At 69.0% G+C, this 22,060-nt stretch carries 19 protein-coding genes; 8 read left to right on the top strand and 11 right to left on the bottom strand.

Translation table 11 applies throughout. The features are described 5' to 3' along the window. Positions 1 to 52: 52 nt before the first annotated feature. Complete coding sequence (locus tag AU192_RS03495; protein WP_064394344.1) at positions 53 to 244, bottom strand: hypothetical protein; 192 nt, start codon at positions 242 to 244, stop codon at positions 53 to 55. 156 nt (positions 245 to 400) lie between these two features. Continuing rightward, the gene (locus AU192_RS03490) at positions 401 to 2,536 is read right to left on the bottom strand and encodes an ATP-dependent DNA helicase UvrD2 (RefSeq protein WP_064394440.1); all 2,136 of its coding nucleotides are present in this window, start codon (positions 2,534 to 2,536) and stop codon (positions 401 to 403) included. A gap of 83 nt (positions 2,537 to 2,619) precedes the next feature. On the opposite strand from AU192_RS03490, the gene AU192_RS03485 reads away from it, so the two are divergent. After that, on the top strand, positions 2,620 to 2,871 hold the full coding sequence (locus AU192_RS03485; RefSeq protein ID WP_064394343.1) for a mycoredoxin: 252 nt from the start codon (positions 2,620 to 2,622) through the stop codon (positions 2,869 to 2,871). Between the two features lie 4 nt (positions 2,872 to 2,875). Here AU192_RS03485 and nudC read toward each other — a convergent pair whose 3' ends face one another. Next, positions 2,876 to 3,802, bottom strand: a complete 927-nt coding sequence (gene nudC, locus AU192_RS03480; RefSeq protein WP_064394438.1) for an NAD(+) diphosphatase — start codon at positions 3,800 to 3,802, stop codon at positions 2,876 to 2,878. A gap of 10 nt (positions 3,803 to 3,812) precedes the next feature. Then, the gene (locus tag AU192_RS03475) at positions 3,813 to 4,889 is read right to left on the bottom strand and encodes a potassium channel family protein (protein ID WP_064394342.1); all 1,077 of its coding nucleotides are present in this window, start codon (positions 4,887 to 4,889) and stop codon (positions 3,813 to 3,815) included. A 48-nt stretch (positions 4,890 to 4,937) separates the two neighbouring features. Between AU192_RS03475 and AU192_RS03470 the strand changes: the two genes are divergently transcribed. Next, the gene (locus AU192_RS03470; protein WP_064394341.1) at positions 4,938 to 5,333 is read left to right on the top strand and encodes a DoxX family protein; all 396 of its coding nucleotides are present in this window, start codon (positions 4,938 to 4,940) and stop codon (positions 5,331 to 5,333) included. 13 nt (positions 5,334 to 5,346) lie between these two features. Here the strand turns inward: AU192_RS03470 and AU192_RS03465 are convergent, their stop codons facing one another. Together AU192_RS03465 and AU192_RS03460 are read right to left on the bottom strand one after the other, a co-directional pair. Beyond that, positions 5,347 to 8,640 (bottom strand): ATP-dependent helicase, encoded by a 3,294-nt coding sequence (locus tag AU192_RS03465; RefSeq protein WP_082694894.1) that lies wholly within the window; start codon positions 8,638 to 8,640, stop codon positions 5,347 to 5,349. Continuing rightward, positions 8,577 to 11,699 carry an ATP-dependent helicase gene (locus tag AU192_RS03460; RefSeq protein WP_064394339.1) on the bottom strand — a complete coding sequence of 1,041 codons (3,123 nt, stop codon included), beginning with the start codon at positions 11,697 to 11,699 and terminating at the stop codon, positions 8,577 to 8,579. Before AU192_RS03460 ends, AU192_RS03465 begins: the two co-directional genes overlap by 64 nt. A 64-nt stretch (positions 11,700 to 11,763) precedes the next feature. Here AU192_RS03460 and AU192_RS03455 point away from each other — a divergent pair, with 64 nt between their 5' ends. Together AU192_RS03455 and AU192_RS03450 are read left to right on the top strand one after the other, a co-directional pair. Next, entirely contained in the window at positions 11,764 to 12,537 is a 774-nt protein-coding gene (locus tag AU192_RS03455; protein WP_064394338.1) for an alpha/beta fold hydrolase, read from the top strand. Between the two features lie 2 nt (positions 12,538 to 12,539). After that, positions 12,540 to 12,836 (top strand): MGMT family protein, encoded by a 297-nt coding sequence (locus AU192_RS03450; protein ID WP_064394337.1) that lies wholly within the window; start codon positions 12,540 to 12,542, stop codon positions 12,834 to 12,836. A gap of 118 nt (positions 12,837 to 12,954) precedes the next feature. Here the strand turns inward: AU192_RS03450 and AU192_RS03445 are convergent, their stop codons facing one another. From AU192_RS03445 to AU192_RS03435, 3 genes are all read right to left on the bottom strand, one after another. After that, positions 12,955 to 13,809, bottom strand: coding sequence for a TIGR02569 family protein (locus AU192_RS03445; RefSeq protein ID WP_064394437.1), 855 nt, complete (start codon positions 13,807 to 13,809; stop codon positions 12,955 to 12,957). Between the two features lie 36 nt (positions 13,810 to 13,845). Then, positions 13,846 to 15,024, bottom strand: coding sequence for an adenylyltransferase/sulfurtransferase MoeZ (gene moeZ, locus AU192_RS03440; protein ID WP_064394336.1), 1,179 nt, complete (start codon positions 15,022 to 15,024; stop codon positions 13,846 to 13,848). A gap of 193 nt (positions 15,025 to 15,217) precedes the next feature. After that, the gene (locus tag AU192_RS03435; protein WP_064394335.1) at positions 15,218 to 16,246 is read right to left on the bottom strand and encodes a DUF3152 domain-containing protein; all 1,029 of its coding nucleotides are present in this window, start codon (positions 16,244 to 16,246) and stop codon (positions 15,218 to 15,220) included. A gap of 184 nt (positions 16,247 to 16,430) precedes the next feature. On the opposite strand from AU192_RS03435, the gene fasR reads away from it, so the two are divergent. Continuing rightward, complete coding sequence (gene fasR, locus AU192_RS03430) at positions 16,431 to 17,093, top strand: HTH-type transcriptional activator FasR (RefSeq protein WP_064394435.1); 663 nt, start codon at positions 16,431 to 16,433, stop codon at positions 17,091 to 17,093. Here fasR and AU192_RS03425 read toward each other — a convergent pair. Continuing rightward, on the bottom strand, positions 17,080 to 17,325 hold the full coding sequence (locus tag AU192_RS03425; protein WP_064394334.1) for a DUF3107 domain-containing protein: 246 nt from the start codon (positions 17,323 to 17,325) through the stop codon (positions 17,080 to 17,082). The genes fasR and AU192_RS03425 overlap by 14 nt on opposite strands. Before the next feature lie 236 nt (positions 17,326 to 17,561). On the opposite strand from AU192_RS03425, the gene AU192_RS03420 reads away from it, so the two are divergent. After that, positions 17,562 to 18,308, top strand: coding sequence for a hypothetical protein (locus AU192_RS03420; RefSeq protein WP_064394333.1), 747 nt, complete (start codon positions 17,562 to 17,564; stop codon positions 18,306 to 18,308). 1 nt (position 18,309) lies between these two features. Here the strand turns inward: AU192_RS03420 and AU192_RS03415 are convergent, their stop codons facing one another. Further along, a complete protein-coding gene (locus AU192_RS03415; RefSeq protein WP_064394332.1) occupies positions 18,310 to 19,005 on the bottom strand; it encodes a ferritin-like fold-containing protein in 696 nt (231 codons plus the stop codon). Positions 19,006 to 19,257: 252 nt separating this feature from the next. Between AU192_RS03415 and AU192_RS03410 the strand changes: the two genes are divergently transcribed. Together AU192_RS03410 and AU192_RS03405 are read left to right on the top strand one after the other, a co-directional pair. Then, entirely contained in the window at positions 19,258 to 20,724 is a 1,467-nt protein-coding gene (locus AU192_RS03410) for a DEAD/DEAH box helicase (protein WP_064394331.1), read from the top strand. Positions 20,725 to 20,742: 18 nt separating this feature from the next. Continuing rightward, entirely contained in the window at positions 20,743 to 21,960 is a 1,218-nt protein-coding gene (locus tag AU192_RS03405; RefSeq protein WP_064394330.1) for an Rv3212 family protein, read from the top strand. Positions 21,961 to 22,060 lie beyond the last annotated feature (100 nt).

Below are 22,060 nucleotides of genomic sequence, written 5' to 3'. Positions count from 1 at the left end.
CCACGGATCCGACTGCGGGTCCGTGGCCTTTTCGGCGAAATCGTGGGCTTACCTAGGTGGTGCCCCGATCGACGGACGACACAGTCGCGGCGGCGGCGCGGCGCTTGCGCTGCGGGGTGATGGCAGCGGCGGCACCGGCGGCGTGCGCGGCGGCGAACGCGGGATGCGCCGCGGCGGCGGCGACATGGAGGGTCCGCGTCATGCCAGCAACGGCTACGCCGGTGAACGCGTAGTTGCTACCCATGATGTCGGTCCCTCCTTTCGCACAAAAAGACACCCAAACGGTGTGATGTTGAGGCTAAGCGTAACAGCGGCGGCTGACAATTGATTTTTGACCAGCGGGTTTGGCGCGATCTTTACGAGGTTTGGCCGTGCGGGTCGCCGGCCTGTCCCCGCCCGCCTACCGGGTCCGGCTCTTGACGAGGGCGAGCACGTCGGCGCCGTACTGCTCGAGCTTGCGTGCCCCGATGCCCGGGATCGCGACCAGTGCGGCGTCGTCGGTGGGCAACGTCTCGGCGATCGCGATCAGCGTGTTGTCGGTGAACACCACATACGCCGGCACGCTCATCTCCTTGGAGGTGCGCAATCTCCAGTCCTTGAGGTCGCTGAGCAGCTGCTCGTCGATGTCGGACGGGCAGGTTTCGCAGCGGCGCAACATGATCGCGGCCGGTGCGGTCAATACGCTGTTGCACACCCGACAGCGGGGGGTGGCGCCGCGCGCACGTCGAGGCTTGGAAGGTGTGTCGCTGGTGTTCGACGACTGCGGCGCGATGCCGTTGAGGAACCGCGACGGTTTGCGGCTCTGCCGTCCGCCGGGAGCCCTGGCGAGCGCCCAGCTGAGCGCCAAATGCACACGCGCCCTGGTGATTCCGACGTAGAGCAGCCGGCGTTCCTCTTCGACCGCCTCGCTGTCGGGACCGTGCGCGAGAGCGTGGGAGATGGGCAGCGTGCCGTCGGCGAGGCCGACGAGGAACACCGCGTCCCACTCCAAGCCCTTCGCCGCGTGCAGCGAGGCGAGCGTGACGCCCTGCACGACCGGAGGGTGGCGCGCGTCGGCGCGCTGGCGCAGTTCGACGAGCAGTGCGCGCAGGTCGAGGGTGGGACGCAGCGCGACTTCCTCGTCGACGAGTTCGGCCAGCGATGTCAACGCTTCCCACCGTTCCCTCGCCTTGGTGCCCGGCGGCGGCTGGGAGGTGAGCCCGAGCGGTTCGAGCACCGCGCGCACCACCTCGGGTAGAGGGCTGTCGACGTCGGGTTCGGCACTGCGTTCGGCCGCGCGCTGCAACGCCACCAGCGACTGGCGGATCTCCTGACGGCTGAAGAACCCTTCGCCGCCGCGCACCTGGAACGGGACGCCGGCTTCGGTGAGCGCCTCCTCGTAGACCTCCGACTGGGCGTTGATGCGGTAGAGCACCGCGATCTCGGCCGGTTCCGTGCCGGATTCGAGAAGTCGTTTGATGTTTTTGGCCACCGCCTTGGCCTCGGCGACCTCGTCGGGATATTCGGCGAACCGGGGCGCGGGGCCGGCATCGCGCTGCCCCACCAGGTGCAGCTTGCTGCCCGCCATCCGGCCGCGCGCACCGGCGATGACCCGGTTGGCCAGCGACACCACCTGCGGGGTCGAGCGGTAGTCGCGTTCCAGGCGGACCACCGCCGCGTCGGGGAAGCGCCGGGAGAAGTCGAGGAGGTAGCGGGGGGTGGCGCCGGTGAAGGAGTAGATGGTCTGGTTGGCGTCGCCGACGACGGTGAGGTCGTCGCGCTCGCCGAGCCAGGCGTCGAGCACCCGCTGCTGCAGGGGCGTCACGTCCTGGTATTCGTCGACGACGAAGCAGCGGTAGCGATCGCGGAACTCCTGGCCCACCGCGGCGTCGTTCTCGATTGCCGCGGCGGTGTGCAGCAGCAGGTCGTCGAAGTCGAGCAGGGTGGTCCCGTCGCTGCGGGCCTTGAGCGCCTCGTAGCCGGTGTAGACAGCGGCCACCTTCGCCGCGTCGAACGGGATGTCGCGGCCGACCTGTGCGACCGCGTTCGGATAGTCCTCGGGACTGATCAGCGACGCCTTGGCCCACTCGATCTCGCCGGCGAGGTCGCGCACGTCGTCGGTGCTGGTCGACAGCCGGGCCCGGTTGGCGGCTTGGGCCACCACCGCGAATTTGGTGTCGAGAAGCTCCCAGGTGGTGTTGCCGACGACGCGGGGCCAGAAGTACGACAGCTGGCGGCGCGCGGCGGCGTGAAACGTCATCGCCTGCACCGAACCGGTGCCGACGCCGCCGAAGACCGCGTCGAGCGCACGCAACCGGGCCCGCATCTCACCGGCCGCGCGCTGGGTGAAGGTGACGGCGAGGACCTGCCCGGGCGCGACGTGGCCCGCCGCGACGAGGTGGGCGATGCGCCGGGTGATCGTGCGGGTCTTACCGGTGCCTGCGCCGGCGAGCACGCACACCGGACCTCGTGCGGCGAGCACGGCCTCGCGCTGCTCGTCGTCGAGGTCGTCGACGGTGTCCGGGCGGCTACCCACCGAAGCGACCTCTACCGACATGCGGTCCATCTTGGCAGGGGCCGGTGACAAATGACCGGTACGCCGTCGGGCATGTTCGGTTCATCGGATACGTTGAACGCCTTATGAGCGCAGCACAGACTCCCGTGATCATGTACACCACCACCTGGTGTGGCTACTGCGTGCGTCTGAAGAAGGCGCTACAGGCCGAGGGCATCGCGTTCACCGAGGTCGACATCGAGAAGGACCCCGCGGCTGCGGAGTTCGTCGCCAACGCCAACGGCGGCAACCAGACCGTTCCGACGCTGAAGCTGCCCGACGGTTCGACCTTGACGAACCCGACCGCACGCGAGGTGAAGGCGAAGCTCGGCGGCTGAGCGATCAGTCGAGCGCGGCCCAGGACTCGATGATCTCCCGCGCGATCGAGATCGACCCGGGCAGCAGCAGCCGTGACGGCGAGTTGGTGCTCCAGTCTCCGTGGTCGAGGGCCTCGCGGATCTCGGCTCGGGTGAACCAGCCGGCCTCGCCGATCTCGCCGTCGTTGAACGACATCTCCTGCTCGGGGTCGCCGATGGCGTGGAACCCGACCATCAGCGACCGCGGAAACGGCCACGGCTGGCTGCCCAGGTAGGTCACGTCGGTCACCGTCAGCCCGATCTCTTCGAAGATCTCGCGGGCGACGCAGGTCTCGAACGACTCACCGGCCTCGACGAAGCCGGCCAGGATCGAGAACAGCCGCTCCGGCCACACCGCCTGGCGGGCCAGCACCGCGCGGTCGTGTCCGTCGTGCACCAGGCAGATGACCGCGGGGTCGATACGGGGAAACTCCTCGCGACCGCTGACGGGGTCGACCCGAGCCCAGCCGCCCCTGGCGGATTTGGTCGGTGAGCCGTCGACGCTGCTGAACCGCGCGCTGTCGTGCCAGTTGAGCAGCGCGGTCGCCGTCGCGACGAGTTGCGCGCTGGTGTCGTCGAAGACCTGACCGGCCCGGCGCAGGTCGAGCACCTCGGTTTGGGTGTGCGGGTCTTCCGGCCCCTCGAGGGCGCCGCGGATCGCCCACACATGGCGACCGTCGTTGAGCCGCCCGAGGAAGACCGCGTGCTCCGGCGGCCGATCGCCCAGTTTGGCGGCGCCGCCGAGGACGACGCTGCCGTCGGCGATCAGGACCTGGTTGCGGCGATCGACGCGCAGCACCAGCGCGTCGGGCCATCCGGCCAGCGCGGCGTCGACGTCGGTGCGCAGGGTGTCGGCGCGGTCGGCACCCACGCGGGACAGCAGCGGTATGTTGCGCAGGCGAAACGGCGTCATCTGCCGGCTGTCACTCGGCGTCGGCATTGCGGATGTAGAGCAGCCGATCGCCGGACTCGACGGTGTCCACCTCCGGTGAGTCGACGCGCAGCAACTCCCCTCCGCGGACCACGCCGAGGACGATGTCGTGCAGGTGCCGCGGGGATCCGCCCACCTCCTTGGGCGTCACCTCCCGCTCGGCGATCGCGAAACCGGCGTCCGGTGTCAGCAGGTCTTCCATGACCTGCACGACGCTGGGGGTCTGGGTGGCGATGCCGAGCAGTCGGCCCGCGGTTTCCGACGACACCACCGTCGAGTCGGCGCCCGATTGCTTGAGCAGGTGCTGGTTGTCGGACTCGCGGGCCGCGGCGATGATCTTGGCCTTGGGCGCCAGTTCGCGCGCGGTCAGGGTGACCAGCACCGCGCTGGCGTCGTCGTCGGTGGCGACGATGATCGACTTCGCGTGCTGGGCGCTGGCCAGGCGCAGGATGTCGGCCTTGGTCGCGTCGCCGTGGACGGTGACCAACCCGGCGCTGCGGGCGCGTTCGAGAGCGCCGGCGTTCTCGTCGACGACGACGATGTCGGCGGGCGCGACCTCGTCGCCGACCATCGCGGCGACCGCCGTTCTGCCCTTGGTGCCGTAGCCGATGACGACGGTGTGGTTGCGCACTCTGCTCCTCCATCGCTGGATCTTCAATGCCGCGCGCGATTGGCTGGTCAGCGTCTCGACGGTGGTGCCGATGAGCACGATCAGGAAGGCGACGCGCAGCGGGGTGATCACCAGGACGTTGATCAACCGGGCTTCGGGGGTGAACGGGGTGATGTCGCCGTAGCCGGTCGTCGACAGCGAGACCGTCGCGTAGTACAGGCAGTCCAGGAACGACAGCTGGTTGTCCTGGACATCGCGGTAGCCGTCGCGGTCGAAATACACGATGAGCACGGCGGCGGCCAGCGCCAACGTCGCGTAGATGACGCGGCGGATGATCCGCTGGGTCGGGCTGATGAACGGTTCGGGGATCCGCAGGATGTCGACGAGCCGCGAGTCGGGCTGTGTAGTCAGGTCCTGCTCGATCGCGGCGAGCCGGCGCCGCAACCTACCTTTTGCCACGAGGACCCGTTACCGGTCCCGCAGGGGTGTGCACGCCACAATGTAATCATGACCTCTCCCCCGCCCGAACTGCAGCAAATGGCCAGCCCGTCGCGCGCCTACCGGATGGCGGCCGGCCTGCTGGGTATCGGGACATTGCACTTCGTCGCGCCGAAGCCGTTCGACGACATCATCCCCGCCGAGCTGCCCGGCAGTCCGCGGTTCTACACGTACGCCTCGGGCGTCGCCGAGCTCGGGGTGGCGGGCCTGCTTCTGGCGCCGAAGACGCGACGCTTCGGTGCGTTGGCCGCGGTAGCGTTGTTCGTCGCGGTGTTCCCGGGCAACGTCAACATGGTCCGGTTGTGGTGGGACAAGCCGCTGCCGATGCGGTTGGTCGCGATCGCGCGCCTGCCGCTGCAGATTCCGATGATCGTCCAGGCCGTGAAGGTCTACCGCGAGTCGTAAGCCTCCTAGGCCTTCAGGCCGCTTCCAGCAGGCCGGCGAGTTCGTCGACGCCGGGCAGCGTCTCGGGGGTGACGGTGGTACCGCTGCGCACATAGTGGAACGCCGCCCGCACCGACTCGACCGGACATCCGTGCAGCGCGGCCCACGCCAACCGGTACACCGCGAGCTGAATCGCATTGTGTTGTAGGGCTTCCGCGGTGCTCGGCGGCTCGCCCGTCTTCCAGTCCACCACGGTGGCTCCGCCGTCGTCGTCGACGAACACCGCGTCGATACGTCCCCGGACCACCCTGCCGCCGATCACCATGTCGAACGGCACCTCGACGTCGACCGGGGTGCGCGCCGCCCACGGCGACACCGCGAACGCCGCCTGCAACTCGGCGAGTTCCTCGGCCACGGCGGCGTCATGATCGACCGCACCCGGCAGGTCGTCGAGGTCGAACAACCGCTCGGCGTGATAGAAACGTTGCACCCAGTCGTGAAATGCCGTGCCCAGCAACGCATGTGGATCCGGACGCGTCGGCAGCCTACGGCGCAGCCGCTGCGCGACGGCTTCGGGGTTCTTGCCGAGCTCCACCATGGTGCTGACCGACACCTGTAGAGGAAGCGGAGGCGCCGACGGTTCGACGGCCCGGGTGCGTTCGGCGATGAGCGCGTCGACGTCGGCCTCCCACCCTTCTGCGGAGTCGATGGGTTCGTCGTCGCGGGCGTTCGACATCGCCTCCGCCACAAGCGTGGCCCCACCCGCCACGTCGGCGCGGCGCGCACCCGCAGGATCTGCGGGCCAGACAGCTTCAACCAACTTGTCCCGCAACGGGTTCGGTTCGCCATCGGGTGGGGCGGGCGCCCAGTGTTCGATCACACCGCAGGGCTCGCCCTCGTCGGCGGACTTGTCGATGATGTCTTTGAGTTCGCAGAGGAACTCCGACGGGCCGCGGGCCTTGCTCTCCGAGGCTCCCCAGTGGTGGCCCGACAGGAACAGGGTGTCCTCGGCGCGCGTTAGCGCCACGTAGAGCAAGCGGCGTTCCTCATCGATTCGGCGCTGTTCGAGGCTTCGCTTGTGCTCGCCGATCACGTCGGACAATCGTTTGCGGTCGTTGACGTCGCTGGTGTCGAGCACCGGGACGCCGTGCTCGGAGAGCGTGGCCCGGTCGCCGCGCAGCAGCGGAGGGAGGTCGCCGGCGTCGGTCAGCCACGTGCGGGCGGTGCCGGTCGAAGGAAAGACGCGGCCGCTGAGGTGCGGAACGGCGACCACCTGCCATTCGAGTCCCTTCGCCGCGTGGATGGTCATGATCTGCACCCGGTCGGCCGCGACAGACCCTGGGGCCGGGGCCAGGCCGTTCTCCACCTCCTCGGCGGCGTCGAGGTAGGCAAGCAGGCTGCTGACATCGGCGCCGGGACGGTCGGCGAAGTCGGCCACCACATCGGCGAACGCGTCGAGATGTTCGGTGCCCGACCAGCCCGCCGTGACGGGGCGGCGCGCGCGTACCTCGGTGTCGATGCCGAGCACGCGGCGCACCTCGGAGACGAGCTCGGGAAGCGGGTGCGACAGATGGGCCCGTAAAGCGGTCAGCTCGCGGCCCAGCGCGACGATCCGCGCGTACCCCGTCGGCGAATACGCCGCAGATGCACCGGGATCGGTGACCGCTTCGGCGAGACACGCGGTATCGGCGTCGGGTGCCGCTTGGGCGGCGATGCGTTCGGCGGCCCCGGCTGGGGCTTCGGCTCTGTCGTCGAGTTGTACAGCGCGCCGCCACAGCGCGGTGATGTCGCGGCCACTCAGCCGCCACCGTGGCCCGGTGAGGACCCGCATGGCCGCGCTGCCCGCGGTCGGGTCGGCCATCATCCGCAACATCGCCACCACGTCGGCGACCTCCGGCACACCAAGGAGGCCGGCCAGCCCGACGACTTCGACCGGCACCCCGCGGGCGCTGAGCGCTTCGGCCATCGGCGCGGCGTCGGCGTTTCGGCGCACCAGCACGGCCGTCGTCGGCGCTGGCACCCCGTCTTTGCGCGACCGCTCGAAGATGTCGGAGATATGGCCGGCCAGCCACTCCCGTTCGGCCGCAACGTCGTTCAGCAGGGCACAGCGGATGGTGCCCAGCGGTGCGTCCGGCCTGGGCAGCAGTGAGCGCACCGCCACCGAACGACGCCGCGCCTGCGCCGAAACCGCGTTGGCCAGATACAGCGCACGCGGCGGATTGCGCCAGCTCGTGCGCAGTTCCAGGGTGGGCGCCGGCGTGCCGTCCGAACGGGGGAAGTCGGTGGTGAAGCGCGGCAGGTTGGTGGCCGACGCACCGCGCCACCCGTAGATCGACTGGATGGGATCGCCGACCGCGGTCAGCGCGAGGTCGTCGTCGGCTCCGCCGCCGAACAACGACGACAAGGCGACCCGCTGCGCATGCCCGGTGTCCTGGTATTCGTCGAGCAATACCACCCGATACCGCTGGCGCAGTTGTTCACCCACGTGCGGGAAGTTCTCGGCCAGCCTGGCCGCCGACGCCATCTGCATGCCGAAGTCCATCACCTTGTCGGCCCGCATCCGCTGGTGCAGGGTGTCGATCAGCGGGACCAGCTCGGTGCGCTCGGTTTGGGTGGCCAGCAGCCGCAGCAGCCACTGGCTGGGGCCCCGGTCGCGTTGGTACGGACCGGCGGGCAGCGTATGCACCAACCGCTCGAGCTCGACGTGTGTGTCGCGCAACTGGTCGGTGTCGACAAGGTGCTCGGCGAGCTGACCCGCGAGCCGCAGCACCATCGACGTCACCGCCGCCGGTGTCTTCTCGGTGTGCAGTTCGGGGTGCTGACACACCACGCGGAAGGCCAACTGCCACAGTTCGGTTTCGCTCAGCAGCCGGGTCTCAGGTTCGACCGGCAGCAGCAGGCCGTGCTCGCGCAGCAGGTTACCGGCGAAGGCGTGATACGTGCTGACGGTCGGTGGCTCGTCGGCGAAGGCAGCGCCGCCGAGAAGGCCGGCGCCCGCGAGCCGGGCCAGTCGGGTGCGGACCCGGCGCAGCAGCTGGCCGGCGGCCTTGCGGGTGAAGGTGAGGCCGAGAACCTCGCCGGGACGCGCGTACCCGTTGGCGACCAGCCACACCACCCGCGCGGCCATCGTCTCGGTCTTGCCCGCGCCGGCGCCGGCGATGACCACCAGAGGCCCGGGCGGGGCGGCGATCACGGCGGCCTGCTCCTCGGTCGGCGCGAAAAGGCCGAGGGCCGCGGCGAGTTCGTGTGGACTGTATCGCGCGGTCATGGCTGTCCTCCGGTCCGGGCCTGGGCGGGACACATGGCCCGGACGGGGCAATGGCCGCATCCGTCGTTGATCCGCGCGACGAACTGCGGGCCCTGGGTGGCAGCCGCTGCCGCGCGCACCGTGTCGCGCCACTCGGCGTGCTTCTCCGGTGTCAGCGCGTCCTGTGTGCGCTCGGTAGGCCCCGATGCGCAGGTTTTGCCGAGATAGACCAAGCGGCCACCACCCGGAGAGTCCCCTTGTCCCAGCAGACCTTCCGCGATGGCCAGCTGATACATCGCCAACTGGGCGTGATTCTGGGCGTCATCCTTGGTCACCGGGCTCTTGCCGGTCTTGAGATCGACCACGACGAGCCGGCCCTCGCTGTCGCGTTCGAGGCGGTCGACACGTCCGCGCACACGCACGTCGGGTCCACCATCGACACCCTCGATCACGACACCATCGACACCGACCTCGCTGCCCACCTCGGTGAGCTGGCCGCGGGTCTGCGCACGCCACTGCTCAAACGTCGCCAACATCGCACGATGCCTGTCGAGTTCGTTGTCGGCGTACCAGCGTGACTCGAATGGCAACTTGGGCCAGATCTTCTCGAGCTCGTTGACCATCTGGCTCTCGGTGCGCCCCGGATCGGCGACCAGGGCGTGCACCAACGAGCCGACCGCCGAGCGCACATCGCGACCGTCGGCGCCGCCGTGCCGTTCCAGCAGCCAGCGCAATGGGCAGTCGGTGAGCATCTGCAGCGTCGACGGCGACAATGTCACGGTGTGGCCGTCACCGCTCCACAATGGGTCCTCGCTGGACAGCGGAGTCATCGACTGCCACTGCGCCGGGTCCGCACCGGGCACGTCGGCGGCCGCCAGCCGCGCCAGCAGTGTTGCCGCGCAAGCCCTTGCGGTGTCGTCGACCGCATCGTCGGACGCGCACACCACGGCGCGCAGTCGGCCGACCAACGCTGCGGGGGCCAGTACGCGCGGTGCGCTGACCGGCTCGGTGAGGTCGGAATCGCGATCGCCCGATAGTGCGGCCAACTCGTAGCAGAACGCCGACGGGAGCAGCGACTCGTCGCCGTTATCGCTGTCGACTGCCGTCACCAACAGACGGCTGCGGGCACGACCCATCGCGGCGATGAGCAACCGGCGTTCCTCCGCCAACAGCGGCGCCCGCGTCGACACGCTTGCAGCGTGCTGGGTGACACCGTCGAGCAGGTCGACCAGCTGCTGGGTGGCCAACACCCCGCCACGCGGAACGGTGTTGGGCCACAGCCCTTCCTGCACACCGGCGATGACGACGAGCTCCCACTCGCGGCCCGTCGCGGCGTGCGCGCTGAGCACGGCGACCGCTTCGGCGTCCACGCGCTCATCGCGGGCGGGCGATCCGAGACCGGCGACATGGTCGAGCAACCCGCGCAGCGTCGCGCCTGCGGTGCGGTTCACGTACTGCTCGGCGACGTCGAAGAGCGCGGTGACGGCGTCGAGGTCCCGGTCGGCCTGTGTGCCGGACACACCGCCGCGTTCGCTCGCCGCCAGCCAGCGTCGTTGCAGCCCGCAGCGCTGCCAGGCCTGCCACAGCGTGTAGCGCGGATCGGCGCCCGTCTCGGCACTGCGCCGGGCCGCCGCCAGCACCTTGCGCACGCGATCCAAGGGCCGGCCCAGGTTCTCCGGCAATCCGTCGACTCCGTGCTCCACCGCCTCGACCAGCAGATCGCCGAAATCTCGTGGCGGTTGCGAGCCGTCGATGCGTCGCAGCGCGCGTCGAAGTTGGCGCAGCGACACCGGATCGACGCGGCCGATCGGTCCCGTCACAAGCGACACCGCCTGCTCGGCGTCGAGTCCCTGCGACGTTGCCGCCAGCACGGTGAGCAGCGCCTGCACGGCGGGTTGGTCGCCGAGCGGTGTCGCGGGCGACGGCGCGTCCACCGGGACTCCGGCCGCGGCCAGTGTGCGAGCCAGCGCCGCACCGAGGCGGGGCATCGAACGCACGACGACGGCCATCTGGGACCACGGGACGCCGTCGACGAGGTGCGCCCGTCGCAGCGCGTCGGTGATCATCGCCGCCTGCGCGTGCGGAGAGGCGGCGATGCGTACGGCCAGTGCGCCTGTTCGGCCGGGCGCCCCGGTCAGCACGCGCCCCCCGTCGACACCGGACAGTCGTCGCGCGACGTCGGTGATGGCCTCGGCGATCGCGGGTGCGCAGCGGTGCGATTCGGTCAGCACGATCGCCGGCTCGTCACCGCGCAGCAGCGCCGGGTCGGCGCCGCGGTAGCCGAAGATCGCCTGATTGGGATCACCTGCGAACACGGCGGTTTCGGCGCCCTGGGCCAACACCCGGACCAGCAGCGCCGCCTGCGGATCGAGCTGCTGCGCATCGTCGACGAGGAGGATCTTGACGCGACCACGTTCGGCGGCCAGCAGCTCTCCGTCGGTGCCCAACGCCTCCAGCGCCGCCCCGACCAGTTCGGCCGCTCCCAATGCGGGGATGGTGGCCTGCGGCGCCGCCATACCGACGGCCGAGCGCAACAGCATGATCTGCTCGTAGGCCTGGGCGAATTGGCCGGCCGCCAGCCACTCCGTCCTGCCCGAGCGCCGCCCGATGCGCTGCAGTTCGACGGGATCGACCCCGCGCTCGGCGCAGCGGGCCAACAGGTCTCGCAGCTCGTTGGCGAAGCCGACCGTGCTCAACGCCGGGCGCAGATGGTGCGGCCACGCCGTCGCCGCGCGGTCGCCGTCCTCGATGTCGCCGGCGAGCAGCTCCCGGATGATCCCGTCCTGTTCGGCGCTGGTGATCAGCCGCGGCGGCGGATCGCCGTTGCGCTGAGCGGCCAGCCGCAGCACCGCGAACGCATACGAGTGCACGGTGCGCACCAACGGTTCGCGCACGACTGTGCGGGTGCCGGCCTGTAACAGCGTCGAGGTGATGCGCGCCCGCACCTGCGCGCCGAGGCGTGCCGAACCGGTCAGCAGCAGAACCGATTCCGGATCGACGCCGGTGGCGATGTGCGCGACCGCCGTCTGGATCAGCAGCGAGCTCTTGCCGGTGCCGGGTCCGCCGATCACACGGAAAACGCCGCGCGCGCCGGGATCGGTGAGTGCGCTCGGCGTGAGGTCGGTGTGCGGTGCGGACATGTGGGCATGACACCACGGGGGTCCGACAAGTGGCCGTCGCCCGAGGCTGGCAGCATCGATAGCCGTGACCGAACTCCTGCACGTTCACCGCTACGGGCCTGCCGGGCCCGCACAGGTGTTGGCGATCCACGGCCTGACCGGGCACGGGCAGCGATGGCAGACGCTGGCCACACGCCACTTGCGCGAGTACGCGGTTCTCGCACCAGACCTCATCGGGCACGGCCGTGCCTCCTGGGCGGCTCCGTGGTCGATCGACTCGAACGTCGCGGCGCTGGCCGCGCTGCTCGAGGGTCCCGCGGTGGTGGTCGGCCACTCCTTCGGCGGAGCGGTGGCGCTGAATCTGGCTGCCGCCCGGCCAGACCTGGTGTCGCGGATCATCCTGCTGGACCCGGCCGTCGGCCTGGACGGCGACTGGATGCGCCAGATCGCCGACGACATGTTCGCCTCCCCCGACTACACCGACCGCGCCGAGGCGCGCGCCGAGAAGGCGAACGGCTCATGGGGTGAGGTCGAGTCGGCCGAGCTGGATCGCGAGCTCGACGAGCATCTGATCGATCTGCCGTCCGGACGGGTCGGCTGGCGGATCAGCATCCCGGCGATGCTGTCGTACTGGAGCGAGCTCGCTCGCCCGGTCACGTTGCCCCCCAGGGGTATTCCCACGACACTCGTGCGGGCAGCACGCACCAGACCACCGTATGCGACCGACGACATCGTCACGGCGCTGGCGCAGCGCCTCGGCGCGGACTTCACGTTGCTGGAGTGGGACTGCGACCACATGGTTGCGCAGGCCAAGCCCGCCGAGACGGCGGCGTTGATCCGCGAGCAGCTCGGCTCCTAGCGATGGCGCCGGTCACCGACGAACAGGTGGAGGCCGTGCGCGCGCTGGTGGCCGCGATCCCGCCGGGCCGGGTGTCGACCTACGGCGACATCGCCGATGCCGCCGGGCTTTCCAGTCCCCGCATCGTCGGCTGGATCATGCGCACCGACTCGTCGGACCTGCCGTGGCATCGGGTGATTCGCGCGTCCGGTCGGCCCGCGCCGCACCTGAGCGCTCGACAGCTCGAACGACTGCGCGCCGAGGGTGTGCTTGCCGAGGACGGCCGGGTGAACCTGCGCGCCGTGCGCCACGAATTCTGAAGGTGTCGAGTGTGGGGTTGACGCACGCTCCGAGCGCCGCGCGCGTGCGGGTAACCCACGTTCGGCGTGGCGACGCTCAGAGCGCGATGCTCAGAGGGCGACGGTCAGAGCACGACGCTCAGAGCACCAGGCGGACCAGAGCCGCCGTCCGCGCGAGACCGGGGAACGCGGCGGCCGTCGAACGCGGATGAAGGGCGTGCACGGCGATGCGGAACATCAACGCGCGCAACAACATCTGCGACCACTCGGGAAGCGGACTCCAGCGTTCGATCAGCCCGTCGTCGGCCTCGCCCCAGGACAGTGCGTCCACCACGACGACACCGGCGGCCCACGACGCCGGCCGCCAGTACGGGATGATGTCGGTGATCCCGGGCGCGGCGGTGCCTGCGAAAAGCACTGTGCCGTAGAGGTCGCCGTGGACCAGCTGGCTGGGGCTCTTCGTCGGCTTACGCAGAGTGGCAAGCTGACTGAGCAACTCGATCGAGCGTTGCCCGTCGGCCGACCCCGGCGACACCTTGGCACCCGGCGGCAACGAGTGCAGCGGCCGTTCCTCCCAGGCGGCGCGGTCGGCCGCGATGAACACGTCCACGTCGGCCCACGGCGCGACCGGCGGCTGTGTCAGAAACCTCGGGCGTTCGAGTTTGGCCGTCGCCTCATGGAGTCGCACCGCGGCCGAAACCACCTCGTCGTGGCGGGGTTCCGGCGTCCCGGCGACAAAGGTGTCCGCACGCCACCCAGCTACCACATACCGCCCGTCCGTCGAACGCACCGGACGCGCCAGGCGCACCCCGTCGACGAACAACGTCTCGCGGACCTTGGCCGACCATGCGGCGCGGGCGTGGTCGGCGACCATCGACACCACCACTTCGCCACAGCGCCAGCCGCCCTCCCAGCCCGGCCCGAGTGCAACGGGCTCAACACCGGTCAGGCCGAACGCGGCCAGCACATGATCCGGTGGCCGTTCGACAGTCACCACCTCAGCGTAAGCGGAGTTTCGGCAAACCAGCCGTTAGTACATGACCATGTCGGGTTCGAGTTGTCTACCCCACGCGACGATGCCGCCTTGCACATGCATCGCGTCGGAGAACCCGGCGTTCTTCGCGATCGCCAACACCTCGGCAGAGCGCACACCGGTCTTGCAGTAGAACACCGGCGTCCGGTCGGTCGGCAACTTGGCCAGCGCCTCCCCGGATTCGAAGGCGCCCTTGGGGATCAGCTCGGCGCCCTGAATGCGGTTGATGTCCCACTCGACCTGTTCGCGCACGTCGATCAGCGCCAACGGCTTGCCCGAATCGAGCAGCTCCTTGAGTTCGCGAGGGGTGATCGTCGCATCGGCGGCGGCCTCGGCGGCGGCGTCGGACACCACGCCGCAGAACTCCTCGTAGTCGATCAGCTCGGTGATTTTCGGGGTCGACGGGTCCTTGCGGATCTTGATCGTGCGGTAGGTCATGTCGAGTGCGTCGTAGACCATCAGGCGGCCCAGCAGCGTTTCGCCGATGCCGGTGATCAGCTTGATGGCCTCGGTGCCCATCACCGATGCCACCGAGGCGCACAGGATGCCGAGCACCCCGCCTTCGGCACACGAGGGCACCATTCCCGGTGGCGGCGGTTCGGGATACAGGTCGCGGTAGTTCAGCCCGAGCTCGTCCGGGGCGTCTTCCCAGAACACGGAGATCTGGCCCTCGAACCGGTAGATCGAACCCCACACATAGGGCTTGTGGGCCAGCACGGCGGCGTCGTTGACGAGGTAGCGCGTCGCGAAGTTGTCGGTGCCGTCCAGGATCAGGTCGTACTGCTCGAACAGCTCGACGGCGTTCTCGGGTTCGAGCCGGAACTGGTGCAGCCGCACGTCGACCAGCGGGTTGATGTCGAGAATCGAGTCACGCGCGCTTTCGGCCTTCGACCGGCCGATGTCGGACTGGCCGTGGATGATCTGGCGCTGCAGGTTGGACTCGTCGACCACGTCGAACTCGACGATCCCGATCGTGCCGACGCCCGCGGCCGCCAGGTACAGCAGCGTCGGCGAGCCCAGCCCGCCGGCGCCGATGACCAGTACCCGGGCGTTCTTCAGTCGCTTCTGCCCGTCCAGTCCGAGGTCGGGAATGATGAGGTGACGGCTGTAGCGCGCCACTTCCTCGCGGGTGAGTTCGGCCGCCGGTTCTACCAGCGGCGGCAACGGTGTCGACACCGTGTTTCTCCTTGATCCACCTGATTCAACGTCTATGACCATCACAGCAGTTACGACATTCAACAGCAACGAGCGGCGATCGCTTCCCCCAGGACCGTGGCCGCTCACCGTGGGCGAGCGACCGCCGTTGTACGCCCAGGCACGGCGTGTCGCCGCACAGCCACGGTCACTCGCGGCAGGGGAAGGAAGGAACTCAGGCGATCGGGTACGGCCAAGGGTTCGGTTTGCAGGTGTGATTGTCGGGCTGGACCGACTGCGGGTCGAAGCGCGCGGCGTCGTTGTTGTTGGTCGAGAAGGTCTGCTGCATCATGACCGGCGCGAGTTGGTCGTTGCCCCCGCACGGCTCGTGCCGTTGGTAACCGATCGCGTGGCCGACCTCGTGGTTGATCAGATACTGCCGATAGGAGCCGACGTCACCCTGGAAGGGCACCGCACCGCGCACCCAGCGCGCCTCGTTGATGAACACGCGCGGCTGCCCGTCCCGGTAGGCCGGGTTGTAGCAGGACGCCTCCAGCTGGATGTCGTAGCCGCAGCCCTCGCGCACGGTCATCGGCGTGCTCAACGACACCCGGAAGTCCGGTTCGATTCCTGACGTCCCGTCGATGCGGGTGAAGGCGAACTGCGGATTGTGGGTCCAGCTCTTGGGGTTGGCCAGCGTCTCGGTGACCATGCGGGCGAACGCCTCGTCGCCGCCGAATGTCGTGGTGTCGATCCCGTCCTCGACCTCGACGGTGTAGGTGAACACCTTCGCGGTGCCCTGGCCGACCTGCGAGGTCGCCCCGGGCACGACCTGCCACGTCTTGGCTCCGGCCTCGGTGAACGGGCCACCCTGGGGCAGGATTCCGGTCGGCAGGTCCGCGTCGAACTGGGTCAACCCCTTGGGCGGGGCACCGATGATCGCGGTGCTGGCCACGCCGATGGTCGGCGGGCCCTGCACCGGGCCCTCGGCCTGCTTGGGTGCGGGCGCGCCCGTGCCGGTGATGGTCTGGTAGACGACGACCGCGGTCAACACGATCAAAACGGGCAACGCATATGCCCGCCAGCCGTAAGTGGAGACGAAGCGACCGAGCCACGACTGCTTGCGGAAGCCGCGGTGCTCATCGCGATTGGACCTCACCCGTCCCGAGCTCTCTGCGAGGGGATCGCGTTGGGCGCGCAACGGCTCGCGCCATTCATTGCGCAGCGCGGGCACGCGAACACCCCCGCCGGGTTCGGGACCCATCTGTCCTCCTCGCGTACGGGAGTCGTAGGTCACCGCAACAGGATGACACAGGCCGACGTCCTCATACTTTCGGCGCGCCATCGACCACCTTAAGCGCTGTGATCCGCGCCTCACCTGCATGCTTTATCAACGGTAGTAAGGTCATTGCGATAACCGGTGCCCGTCGACGCAGATGAAGGATGTGATGAGCGATCTCGCCAACACCGCCGCGAGGAGAGGCGCGCAGCCGGGCGGCGAAGTGTTGAATCGGCGCGGCGGCAGGCTGCCGCGCGATGAGCGTCGAGGGCAGCTACTGGTCGCTGCCAGCGAGGTTTTCGTCGACCGTGGTTACCACGCGGCGGGCATGGATGAGATCGCCGAACGCGCCGGGGTCAGCAAACCCGTTCTGTACCAACATTTCTCGTCCAAGTTGGAGCTCTACCTGGCGGTACTCGCCAAGCATGTGGAGAACCTCGTCTCCGGTGTGCGCCAGGCGCTGCGCACGACCACCGACAACCGGCAGCGGTTGCGCGCGGCGGTCCAGGCGTTCTTCGACTTCATCGAGCACGACGGCCAGGGCTACCGGTTGATCTTCGAGAACGACTACGTCAACGAACCGCAGGTCGCCGCGCAGGTGAAGGTGGCCACCGAGGCGTGCACCGACGCAGTGTTCGACCTGATCAGCCGCGACTCCGGACTCGAGGCGCACCGGGCCAGGATGATCGCGGTCGGCCTGGTCGCCATCAGCGTCGACTCCGCACGCTACTGGCTCAACAATGACCGCCCGATCTCCAAGGACGACGCGGTCGAGGGCACGGTCCAGTTCGCTTGGGGCGGACTGTCACACGTGCCGCTTACCCGGTCTTAGATCCGATCCCGACCCCGAAGCCGACGCGTCGGACATCGGCAGCGCCGATCTCCACGTAGGCGATCTTGGATGTCTGCACGAGGAAGCGCCGGCCCTTCTCGTCGGTCAGGGCCAGCACACCCGAATCCTTGGCCAGCGCCTCGGTGAACAACTGCTCCACCTCGCTGGGTGTCTGCGCGCTGTTGAAGCTCAGCTCGCGCGGGCTGTCCGTGACACCGATCTTGACCTCCACGCCTTGGGCCCCTTTCGTTTTCGAAGAACTTGAGCCAAGGCTAGTGGACGACCCGCTGACCGACCGCACCACGGCGGTGAGTTCGCGGTCGGCGAAGCGCCGAGACCTACGGCGACCGAACCGAGTCCGGACCGTAACCAACACACCAGCCGCTGAACCTCATCTGTCACTTCTGCCTCGATAGCATCAGGCGCGGCAAGATCTTCTACGCTCGAGACGACACCGGGAAAACCCACATGAACAGGTCTTACACCGCGCACTCACCGTATTCGCTGGCCCCGACGGAGCGGATTCCCAGCTACTCCGATTACTCGGAGCCGCCTGCCGAAGACTTCGACTACGACTACCCCGGTTCGCCCGAGTTCGAGGACTACGACGACTACGAGCAGTCATACGACGAGGAGAGCATCGACCGACGCTGGATGTGGGTCGCCGGCATCGCCGGGGTGATCCTCTTCATCGCGATCGGCACCACCGGCATCATCCTCGGCGGCGGCGACAGCGGTTCGGTGTCGGCCACCGCGACATCGGAGGCGCCGGTGCCGTCGAGCGCTCCCGCCACCACCGCGCCGAGCGCGGGAACGGCGGCGCCCCTCGTTCCCTCGCTGCCGCCGGAGACCGTCACGACGGTCACCCCGAGCGCCGAGACGACGCCACCGCCCGCACCGAGCACGACGGCACAGGCAGCCGTTCCGCCGCCCGCACCGCCGTCACCGCGCACCGTGACCTACCGGGTGACGGGTAACCGCCAGCTGCTCGACCTGGTGACCGTGATCTACACCGACGGCCAGGGCGCGCTGCGCACCGACGTCAACGTCGCGCTGCCCTGGGTCAAGCAGGTGGTCCTCGACCCGGGCGTTGAACTGAAATCGGTCACCGCGACCAGCGTCGGCGGCCAGCTGAACTGCAGCATCCTCGACGCCGCCGGCACGCTGATCGCCGCGCAGAACAACAACTCGATGATCGCGACCTGCACCCAGTAGGTCAGGCGAGGCCCAGCTCCTCCATCCGGGAGGCGTGTGTCCGCTGGAGCCGGTCGAAGAACTCGGTCATCTGGGTCAGACCTTCACCGCTGGCCAGCACCAGGTCGACGAGCTCGTCGTGATCGGCCATCACGAACTGCGCCTGGGTGATGGCCTCACCCAAGAGCCGCCGCGACCACAGCGCGAGCCGGTGGCGCTGCCGGTCGCTGGCCGTCACCGCCGCGCGCACCTCGGCGACGACGAACTGGGAGTGGCCGGTCTCCGACAGCACCGCGCGCACCACGTCGGCGACCTCGTCGGGCAGGGCATGGGCGATCTCGAGGTAGAAGTCGGCCGCCAGCGCGTCGCCGACATAGGTCTTCACCAGTGCCTCGAGCCAGGTGCTCGGGGTGGTCAGCCGGTGGTAATTCTCAAGGGCGGACGCGTATTTCGTCATCGCGGGCACGACGTCGACTCCGCGGCGCTCGAGCGCGTCGCGCAGCACCTCGTAGTGGTTCATCTCCGCGGCCGCCATGCTCGCCATGTTGATGCGCCCGCGAAGGTTCGGCGCCATTCGCGCTTCGTCGGTGAGGCGGTAGAACGCGGCGACCTCGCCATAGGCCAGCAGCGCGAAAAGCTCGTTGACGCCGGGATGGTCGGCCGACACACCCGAGGTTGCCGAGTCGGTCTGCCCGGGTGCCGGAGGCGTCGCGTTCATGGGCCCAACAATAAACGCCGACGGCGGGTGGCTCGTCGGGCGAGCGCCGCCAGGTACGATGGGTTCGGGCGGTGGCATTTCAAGGCATCTGCAAAACATTTACAGAGCCCGCCGCGACCCAAAGAAATGTGCGTGCACGCAGTCGGTCCGCCTACCTCAGTGCAGGGCCTTGGTCTTCACAGGCCAGCTTTTGTCGAACTCGTGCGCGCGTGGAAGCCATGAGGACGACAACTGAAAGGCCTCGTTTCGCGTATGACGCATCTCAATCCCACATTTGCTGAACTGGGAGTTCGCGACGAAATTGTCCGCGCTCTCGCCGAGGACGGCAAGCAGCATCCCTTCGCCATCCAAGAGCTGACCATGCCGATGGCATTGGCCGGCGACGACCTGATCGGCCAGGCCCGCACCGGTATGGGCAAGACGCTGGCATTCGGCGTGCCCCTGCTCCAGCGGATCACCACCGACCCCGACCGCCCCCTGACGGGCGTCCCGCGGGCCTTGGTGGTCGTACCCACCCGCGAGCTGTGTCTGCAGGTATACGGCGACCTGGCGGCCGCTGCGAAGTACCTGACCGTCGGCGACCGCAAGCTGTCGGTCACCTCGATCTACGGTGGACGGCCCTACGAAGGACAGATCGAGGCGCTCGAGAAGGGCGTCGACGTGGTCGTCGGCACACCGGGCCGGCTGCTCGACCTGGCCCAGCAAGGGCACCTGAAGCTGGGCGGACTGTCCATGCTGGTGCTCGACGAGGCCGACGAGATGCTCGACCTGGGCTTCTTGCCCGACATCGAGCGGATCCTGCGCCAGATCCCCGACAACAGGCAGTCGATGCTGTTCTCGGCGACGATGCCGGACCCCATCATCACGCTGGCCCGGACCTTCATGAACCAGCCGACGCACATCCGGGCCGAGGCCCCGCATTCGGCGGCCACCCACGACACCACCGAGCAGTTCGCCTACCGCGCGCACGCCCTGGACAAAGTCGAGATGGTCGCCCGCATCCTGCAGGCCGAGGGTCGAGGCGCGACGATGATCTTCACCCGCACCAAGCGCACCGCGCAGAAGGTCTCCGACGAACTGGCCGAGCGCGGCTTCAAGGTCGGCGCCGTGCACGGTGACCTCGGTCAGGGCGCGCGCGAGAAGGCGCTCAAGGCGTTCCGCACCGGCGAGATCGACGTCCTGGTCGCCACCGACGTCGCCGCCCGCGGCATCGACATCGACGACGTCACCCACGTGATCAACTACCAGATCCCCGAGGACGAGCAGGCCTACGTGCACCGCATCGGCCGCACCGGGCGCGCAGGGAAGACCGGTGTCGCGGTGACCCTCGTCGACTGGGACGAGTTGGCGCGCTGGACGATGATCGACAAGGCGCTGAACCTCGGCTGCCCCGATCCCGCCGAGACGTATTCGAGCTCACCGCACCTCTACAGCGAACTGGGCATTCCCGCCGATGCCTCCGGCACCGTCGGCGAGCCCGTGAAGGTGCAGAGCAGCAGGCGCGCCCCGGCCGAGAAGTCCGACGACCGCCCCGCGCGCAACCGCAACCGCACACGTCGCCGCACCCGCGGCGGCAAGTCGGCCACCGGCCACCCGGACGCGTCCACAACGCCGTCCGATCAGGCTTCCGGCGAGACGGGCGAAGGGTCCGGCGATACGGCTCCTGCCAAGCGCAGGCGCAGGCGCCGACCCCGCAAGGCTCCGGCCAGCACCGGCTAGTCCACCGCCTCCCCCGCGATGGTCAAACCCGAACGCCGCACGCGCACCGATGTGATGGTGGCGCTGGCGATTGGCGTCGTGGTCGCGGTGACGGCCGGGCTGGTGTGGTGGACCAGCGACGCGCGGGCCACGATCAGCAGACCCGCGGACGGCCCGGTTCCGGCACTGACCCCCGCCAAGGCGGTTCCGCAGTCGCTGCGCCAGGTGTGGAGCGCACCCAGCGCAGCCACCACGATGCCGCTGGTCGTCGGCGGTGCGGTGGTGACCGGCGACGGACGGGCCGTGGAGGGCCGCGACCCCGCGACCGGGACCACGCTGTGGAGTTACGAGCGTGATCTCGACCTGTGCGGGGTCAGCTACGTCTACCAGTACGCGGTCGCCGTCTACCCCGACACCCGCGGCTGTGGCCAGGTCAGCACGATCGACGCCAAGACCGGCATGCGCGGTCCGGCGCGGTCGTCCTACGCCGACCCCTCAGTGACCCTGTCTTCGGACGGCACCGCGGTGCTCTCGGCGGGTGAGAACCGGCTCGAGCTGTGGCGTTCCGACATGGTCCGAATGCTGAGCTACGGCGCGCTGGATGCTCGCATCAAGCCGGATGTCCCCTCGCAGCCGCTGTGTCGGCTGGTGTCCGCTCAAGCGAGTTCGAGCGCGGTGTCGGTGCTCGAGGCGTGCCCGCGGCAGCCCGATCTGCGCCTGACGCTGCTGCGGCCCTCCGACGAGGAGGACACCCCCGAGTTGAGGTATGTCCAGCAACCGGGTGTCGCACCGGATTCGGGCGCACGCGTGGTGGCCGTGGCCGACACGATGACCGCAGTCTACGTGCCCACACCCAAGCCCGTGGTGAACATCGTCGACGAGACGGGCGCGACGGTCGCCAGCACCCCGGTGCCAAGCCCGCCGTCGCCGCAGGCCACGATGTCGCGGGCGGGTGACCTGATCACGTGGTGGACCGGCGACAGCGTAATAGTATTCTCCGCCAACGGATTTGAATACCGATACACCGTCACGCCCGAGGGTCGCAACAAGCCGCTGGGACCGGCGACGATCATGGCGGGGCGATTGCTGGTCCCCGTCACCGACGGCTACGACGTGTTCGACCCCGCGACCGGGCAGGGTGAACGCCACATTCCCGTGACACGGCCGCCGAGCGCGGCGCCGGTAGTGCCCGCGGTGGCCGGTTCGATGGTGATCGAACAGCGCGGCGAGGAACTGGTGGCCCTCGGCCAGTCGTGACTTGGGTGCACTACCAGTCGCGCAGTGGCTGTTGCGAAATGCCGATGGATGTCCTTTGTGTTGGCCGGTGAGCACGAAACGATGAGGTATGGCTCGTTCG

This window comes from Mycobacterium lehmannii (genome assembly GCF_001499925.1).
GTDB classification, from domain to species: domain Bacteria; phylum Actinomycetota; class Actinomycetes; order Mycobacteriales; family Mycobacteriaceae; genus Mycobacterium; species Mycobacterium lehmannii.
The sequence above is the reverse complement of the archived record's forward strand: the minus strand, read 5'-3'. Positions and strand labels throughout refer to the sequence as shown.